The sequence below is a fragment of the Pantoea sp. CTOTU49201 genome (assembly GCF_032054795.1).
GTDB lineage: Bacteria > Pseudomonadota > Gammaproteobacteria > Enterobacterales > Enterobacteriaceae > Pantoea > Pantoea symbiotica.
The window spans coordinates 1,690-9,245 of sequence record NZ_DAMBSA010000172.1 but is presented as its reverse complement, the minus strand read 5'-3'; the positions used below and the strand labels follow the sequence as shown (position 1 = coordinate 9,245).

Below are 7,556 nucleotides of genomic sequence, written 5' to 3'. Positions count from 1 at the left end.
GATTAGCCGCTGTAAATGGCGGCTGCTGGTATCGAGTATTGCCACCACTTCCTGCTGCTCGGCATTCAGGGGACCAGCGACCTGATCGGCCAGCAGTTCAGTGCCTTCACGCAGGCTGGCGAGCGGCGTCTTAAGCTCGTGCGACAGGTGACGCAAAAATTCGTGGCGCTGCTCTTCCAGCCAGCTTAAGCGCTCACTCAGCCAGACGATGCGCTGCCCCAGCGACCGGATCTCACGCGGCCCCCGGAAGCTGCCGCTATCACCCAGCGCTTTACCTTCGCCCAATCGATTGATCATGCGTTCAACCCGTTTCACCGGACCGATGATCATCCCCGTAAACAGCAAGACCAACACCAGGCTTATCAGGAACAAAATCAGCGCCTGCCAGCCAAAAAACTGGCCGCGATCGGCGATTTCACGCTGCAGCTGTAAACCGCGCGAAAACACCACTTCGCGCGTTGCCTGCACCATTTGCGTATTGGTATCGGAAAAGCGCTCCAGCGCGCTGGCGGCTTGCGCCTCGGGATTGCCGTTGTCGCACTGCAACTGCTGCAGCTGCGGCAAGGTGGTTTGCAGCACTTTGAAGGAGGGCAGATCGGGCAAACTGGCGGCGTGGCTGCTGAGCATTTGGCCGTAGCGCGTCCATTGCGTTTGATACAGCTTCGCCAGCGACACATCGCCGAGCACGCAATATTGACGATAGCTGCGCTCCAGCTCCAGCGCGGTTCGCGCCATCGCTTCGCTGCGACGCACATCGGTAAAGGTGTTGCGGTTGGTATCGGCTGCCTGGTTGCTTAACGCCGAAAGACTTTCCCACGCTTGCCACGCCAGCACCAGCAACGGCAGCAGTACCAGCAGGAAAGCCATTAACACCAACTGCCGCAGGGATCGGGGAAACAGACGCCATTTCATCACAACCGCGCTTCCTTAAATGTGAGCTGCAGGCATGCTAGCGAAGTATCAAAAGGGAAGAAAGGCCAGATATGAAAACGGCAGGCCTTTTGGCCTGCCGTGAGAGCGACGCCGCAGCATCGCTTGCAAATTAGGTGGAGCCTAACTCAACGTTGCGTCCGATGTTTGATAACGTTGCAGAGCAAACGATTATCGGTGAGGTGGACGACAGGCTCCGTTTGGTGCGTCATTCGGTTTTTATGAGCTCAGCCGCTAAAGCGGGGCAATCATAAACAGGTGAATGAGCCACGCAAGGAGTATAGCAAGTATCGTGCCAATAAATAAATAGCGTTTATTATCAGAGGAATGCCAGACAGGAAGCGGCGTTTAGGCGAAAAGCGGACCGGACGGTCTTTGAAAAGTGTCGCTGATTAGCAACGAGTTTGGCGCGTTAATTTCCCATTTATATAAATCAATGAGTTAAATGTCACCATTTGGCGACAAGGTGTAGGCGGGATTGTCGTTGTTTTCCGACAGTTTGAGAATCATGCGGATTTTAGCAAGGTCGCCATGAATGGCGACCCTACGGGAGATGTGAAAAAGGCCGCTGTTTAGCGGCCTTTGTTTTGCTTATCCCAACTGCTTGCGCGCGTTGCGGAAAATACGCATCCACGGGCTGTCCTCGCCCCACTCTGCCGGATGCCATGAGTTGCTCACGGTACGGAACACACGCTCTGGGTGCGGCATCATAATGGTGACGCGGCCGCTTTCGTTGGTTACCGCAGTGATGCCGTTTGGTGAGCCATTCGGGTTGGCCGGATAGCTTTCTGTCACTTTGCCGAAGTTATCGATGAAGCGCAGCGCCACCAGACCTTTGCTCTCCAGCTGTGCCAGATGCGCGCCGTCACGCACTTCGACAAAACCTTCACCGTGCGATACCGCGATTGGCATATGCGATCCGACCATGCCATCCAGCAGCAGCGATGGGCTCGCCGCCACTTCAACCAGGCTGAAACGCGCTTCAAAACGCTCGGACTGGTTGCGCACAAAGCGTGGCCACAGTTCGCTGCCTGGAATCAGTTCACGCAGGTTCGACATCATCTGGCAACCGTTACACACGCCAAGTGCCAGCGTTTGTGGGCGATGGAAGAAGTTCTCGAACTCATCACGCACGCGGCCGTTGAACAGGATGGATTTCGCCCAACCTTCGCCCGCGCCCAGCACGTCACCGTATGAGAAGCCGCCGCAGGCGACCAGCGCCTGGAACTCTTCCAGACCGCGACGACCAGCCAGCAGATCGCTCATGTGCACATCAACCGCAGTAAAGCCCGCACGATGGAAGGCGGCAGCCATTTCCACGTGTGAGTTGACGCCCTGCTCACGCAGCACTGCCACACGCGGACGTGCGCCCGTCGCAATCATCGGTGCCGCAACATCTTCTTCTGGTTTGAAGGTCAGATGGACGTTCAGACCTGGGTCGTTATCGTCTTTCTTCGCTTCATGCTCCTGATCGGCACAGGCTGGGTTATCACGCAGACGCTGCATCTGCCAGGTGGTTTCTGCCCACCAGGTACGCAACGTGGTACGGCTTTCGCTGTACACCGCGCTGTCGCCAGAACGGATCACAAAGCGATCGCCCGGCAACGCTTTACCAATCACATGCAGGTTAGCGCTCAGGCCGTGGTCAGCAAACACCTTCTCGACTGCTGCACGATCCGCTGCGTTGATCTGCAGCACCGCACCCAGCTCTTCGGTGAACAGTGCGGCTAACGCATCGCTGCCCAGCGCGGCGATATCGGCTTCGATACCGCAGTGACCGGTGAAGGCCATCTCCGCCAGCGTAACCAGCAGGCCGCCGTCAGAGCGGTCGTGGTAAGCCAGCAGTTTCTGCTCGGCCACCAGCGCCTGAATGGCGTTGAAGAAGCCCGCCAGCTGCGTGGCGTCACGCACGTCAGCAGGCTTGTCGCCCAGCTGACGATAAACCTGCGACAGCGCGGTCGCGCCAAGCGTGTTCGCGCCGTTGCCGAGATCCACCAGCAACAGCAGGTTGTCTTGATCCGCTTGCAGCTGCGGCGTCACGGTGCGACGCACATCTTCAACGCGCGCAAAGGCGGTGATCACCAGCGACAGCGGCGAGGTCATTTCGCACTGCTCGGTGCCATTCTGCCAGCGGGTTTTCATCGACATCGAGTCTTTGCCCACCGGAATGGTGATACCCAGCGCCGGACACAGCTCTTCGCCGACCGCTTTCACCGCAGCGTACAAGCCGGCGTCTTCGCCCGGATGACCGGCTGCGGCCATCCAGTTCGCAGACAGCTTAACGCGTTGCAGCGAACCAATTGAGGTTGCAGCGATGTTGGTCAGCGCTTCACCGACGGCCAGACGACCTGAGGCAGCGAAGTCGAGCAATGCGACGGGCGCACGTTCACCAAGGGAGAACGCTTCACCGTGATAGCTATCGAGGCTGGCGGTGGTGACGGCGCAGTTCGCAACCGGAATCTGCCACGGACCCACCATTTGATCGCGCGCGACCATACCGGTTACGCTGCGGTCACCAATGGTGATCAGGAAGGTTTTTTCTGCCACGGTTGGCAAGTGCAGCACGCGATTTACCGCATCCGCCACGCTAATGCCGTCACGCTGCAGCGCATCACCTTTAGCCTGCTGGCTGGCAACATCACGCGTCATCTTCGGCGTTTTGCCCAGCAGCACGTCGAGCGGCATGTCGATTGGCTTGTTGTCGAAATGGCTGTCGGCGAGGTTCAGATGCAGCTCTTCGGTAGCTTCACCGATGACGGCATAAGGCGCGCGTTCACGCTTACACAGCTCGTCAAACAGCGCCAGTTGTGCAGGGGCAACCGCCAGTACATAACGTTCCTGCGACTCGTTACACCACACTTCCAGCGGGCTCATACCTGGCTCATCGCTGAGGATGTCGCGCAGGTTGAAGTTACCGCCACGATTACCGTCGCTCACCAGTTCTGGCATCGCATTCGACAGACCGCCCGCGCCGACGTCATGGATAAACAGAATCGGGTTGGCTTCGCCCAGCTGCCAGCAGCGGTCGATCACTTCCTGGCAACGACGCTCCATTTCTGGGTTGTCGCGCTGTACTGACGCAAAGTCGAGATCGGCATCCGATTGGCCAGATGCCATTGATGACGCTGCGCCGCCGCCCAAACCGATGTTCATCGCCGGTCCACCCAGCACGATCAGTTTGGCGCCCACCACGATTTCGCCTTTCTGCACGTGATCGGCACGGATGTTACCGATGCCGCCCGCCAGCATGATTGGCTTGTGGTAGCCGCGCAGCTCAACGCCATTGTGGCTGTTGACGCGCTCTTCATAGGTACGGAAGTAGCCGTTCAGGGCTGGACGACCAAATTCGTTGTTAAACGCCGCGCCGCCCAATGGGCCTTCGGTCATGATATCCAGCGCGGTGACAATGCGATCCGGCTTACCGAAATCCTCTTCCCACGGCTGTTCAAAGCCTGGAATACGCAAGTTCGATACCGAGAAACCGACCAGACCGGCTTTTGGCTTGGCACCGCGTCCGGTTGCGCCTTCATCACGAATCTCGCCACCGGAACCGGTCGCGGCACCCGGCCACGGCGAAATAGCGGTTGGGTGGTTGTGGGTTTCGACTTTCATCAGGATATGTGCGGCTTCCTGATGGAATTCATATTCGCCCTTCTGCGCATCGGCGTAGAAGCGGCCAACCTCAGAACCTTCCATTACCGCTGCGTTGTCTTTATAAGCAGACAGCACGTGCTCAGGATTATGTTCAAAGGTGTTTTTGATCATTTTAAACAGCGACTTCGGCTGCTTTTCGCCGTCGATAATCCAGTCGGCGTTGAAGATCTTGTGACGACAGTGCTCAGAGTTTGCCTGCGCAAACATGTAGAGCTCGATGTCGTTTGGATTGCGGCCCAGCTTAGTAAAGGCATCAAGCAGGTAATCGATCTCATCATCGGCCAGCGCCAGGCCCAGCGTGGTGTTGGCCTGCTCCAGCGCACTGCGACCGGCGCCCAACACGTCAACGCTTTTCAGCGGCTGCGGCTGATGGTGAGCAAACAGCTGCTGCGCATCGTTGAGGTCAGCGAACACCGTTTCCATCATGCGGTCATGCAGCAGGCTCGCCAGCTGCTGCCACTGTGCTTCCGTCAGCTCAGGTGCCTGCACATAGAAGGCCATACCGCGCTCAAGACGCAATACCTGTGGCAGATCGCAGTTGTGGGCGATGTCGGTGGCTTTCGATGACCACGGAGAGATGGTGCCGGGACGCGGCGTTACCAGCAACAGACGCCCTTGTGGCGCGTGTTCGGCGAGAGAAGGACCGTATTTCAGCAGGCGTTGCAGGCGGGCTTGCTCATCCGCGCTGAGCGGTGTACTAACATCGGCAAAATGGACGTACTCGGCGTAAATATCACTCACCGGAAGGTGAGCGTCCTGAAAGCGGGTCAGCAGTTTGTTTACACGAAATGCCGACAGAGCGGGCGAACCACGCAGAATTTCCATCATTAAAGATCTCTCGTCTTTGAAGTGCCGGGCGACGCTTCATTGGGCGCAACAGGGGAAAACGGGCGGTATTATAGAGAAACAGCTCGGGTTACGAAACCGTTTGCGCATAAATTCTGGCACCTGGCGTTTGGCTGAATTTTGCACAATTCTTGCTATAAAAGTTGCCCTGCCCCTTTTTGTTGCGCAAAATGCCCCTCGCTCTGGGAGTTAAAACAACATAAATACTGCCTTTAAAAGACAGAGGCCTGTGAGCCATTACGAGACAACTATTTGAAACGCCTAAAAATAAACTATCTGTTTATCGGTCTGATCACCGTGCTGCTTGCGCTAGCATTGTGGCCTTCCATCCCGTGGTACGGGGGCGGAACAGACGCGCTATCACAGATCAAATCACGCGGAGTGCTGCGCATCAGTACCGTTAACTCTCCGCTGACTTACTACACCATTAACAATGCACCAGCCGGTATGGATTACGAGCTGGCGAAGCGCTTCGCCGATTACCTGGGCGTGAAACTGGAAGTTGAGGTGCGTCCTAACCTTGGCGACCTGTTTGACGACCTCGATGACGGTAAGGCGGATTTGCTGGCTGCCGGCTTGATCTACAACAGCGAGCGCCTCGCGCACTACCAAAGTGGTCCGAGCTACTATTCGGTGTCGCAGCAGCTGGTGTACCGCATTGATAAGCCCCGGCCGAAGAATCTCGGCGATCTCAAAGGCCGCCTGATTGTGCAGTCCGGTTCGGCATATCTGTCAACTTTACGTTCCGCCAAAGCTGACAGCTATCCCGATCTCGACTGGGCGATCTCCACCGATCAGGGCCAGAAAGCGCTGCTTGAAGCGGTTGCCGACGGCAAACTCGATTACACGGTGGGCGATTCGGTCACTATCGGCCTGCTGCAGCGCATTCATCCGCAGCTGGCGGTAGCGTTTGATGTAACCGATGAAGAGCCGGTAACCTGGTATTTGCCGCGTAACGATGACGACAGCCTCAGCGCGGCGATGCTCGACTTCTACAGCCAGATGGGCGAGGAAGGCACCATGGCGCGACTGGAAGAGAAGTATCTCGGCCACGTTGGCACCTTTGATTACGTTGATACCCGCACCTTCCTGCGCGCCATTGATAACACGCTGCCGGATATCAAACCGCTGTTTGAGAAATATTCCGCCAGCATGGATTGGCGTTTACTGGCGGCGATCTCTTATCAGGAATCGCACTGGAATCCGCAGGCTACGTCGCCAACCGGCGTGCGCGGCATGATGATGTTGACGCGTAATACCGCTGATAGCCTCGACGTTGACGATCGCCTCGATCCCGAACAGAGCATTCGTGGCGGCAGCGAATATCTCAAGCGCATGATGGAGAAAGTGCCGGAGACCATTCCGGAAGATGAACGTATCTGGTTCGCGCTGGCGGCGTACAACATGGGCTACGCGCACATGCTGGACGTGCGCAAGCTAACGGCGAAACAGGGCGGCAATCCGGACAGCTGGGCCGACGTGAAGCTGCGCCTGCCAATGCTCAGCCAGAAGCGCTACTACACGCAAACCACCTACGGCTACGCGCGCGGCCACGAAGCCTATAACTACGTTGAGAACATCCGTAAGTATCAGATCAGTTTGGTGGGATATTTGCAGGAGCAGGAGAAGCGTTTAGCGCAGCAGTCGGCGCTGGAAGCGGAATTAGGCGCCGGTTACCCGGCGGTTGAACCGAAAATTGCGATGAATTAACCGGTGCGCTGCGCCTGACGCAGCGCCTTCTTCTGCTCGCGACGCATGCGGAAGAAGTCACTCAGCATCCCGGCACACTCTTCCGCCAGCACGCCGCAATCAATCTGAATTTGATGATTCATGCCGGGATGACCAATCACATCCAGCAGTGAACCGGCCGCGCCGGTTTTCTCATCTTTAGCGCCATACACCAGTCGCGTGATGCGACTGTGCACCATCGCACCGGCGCACATCACACAGGGTTCCAGCGTGACGTACAGCGTGGTATCCAGCAATCGATAGTTTTCCAGTACTTTGCCGCCCTGGCGCAGCGCCATGATCTCGGCATGTGCGGTAGGATCGTGCTGACCAATCGGCCGATTCCAGCCTTCGCCAATCACCTTGTCGCCCTGCACCAGCACCGCACCGACCGGCAC

General features: G+C 57.3%; 4 protein-coding genes. 1 reads left to right on the top strand and 3 read right to left on the bottom strand.

The features are described from left to right. Together RTY00_RS13260 and purL are read right to left on the bottom strand one after the other, a co-directional pair. Positions 1-915: histidine kinase dimerization/phospho-acceptor domain-containing protein (locus RTY00_RS13260; RefSeq protein ID WP_312664766.1), on the bottom strand; the 915-nt coding region annotated here is incomplete at its 3' end. Between the two features lie 606 nt (positions 916-1,521). After that, complete coding sequence (purL, locus tag RTY00_RS13255; RefSeq protein WP_312664765.1) at positions 1,522-5,412, bottom strand: phosphoribosylformylglycinamidine synthase; 3,891 nt, start codon at positions 5,410-5,412, stop codon at positions 1,522-1,524. A 270-nt stretch (positions 5,413-5,682) separates the two neighbouring features. On the opposite strand from purL, the gene mltF reads away from it, so the two are divergent. Then, positions 5,683-7,140, top strand: a complete 1,458-nt coding sequence (gene mltF, locus RTY00_RS13250) for a membrane-bound lytic murein transglycosylase MltF (protein ID WP_008101499.1) — start codon at positions 5,683-5,685, stop codon at positions 7,138-7,140. Here the strand turns inward: mltF and tadA are convergent. Then, a partial coding sequence (gene tadA / locus RTY00_RS13245) for a tRNA adenosine(34) deaminase TadA (RefSeq protein ID WP_312664764.1) occupies positions 7,137-7,556 on the bottom strand: 420 nt, incomplete at its 5' end. The two genes, mltF and tadA, sit on opposite strands and share 4 nt — an antisense overlap.

Coding starts and splice junctions, on each gene's coding strand:
- purL (WP_312664765.1), bottom strand. CDS start 5,412: ATGATGGAAATTCTGCGTGGTTCGCCCGCTCTGTCGGCATTTCGTGTA.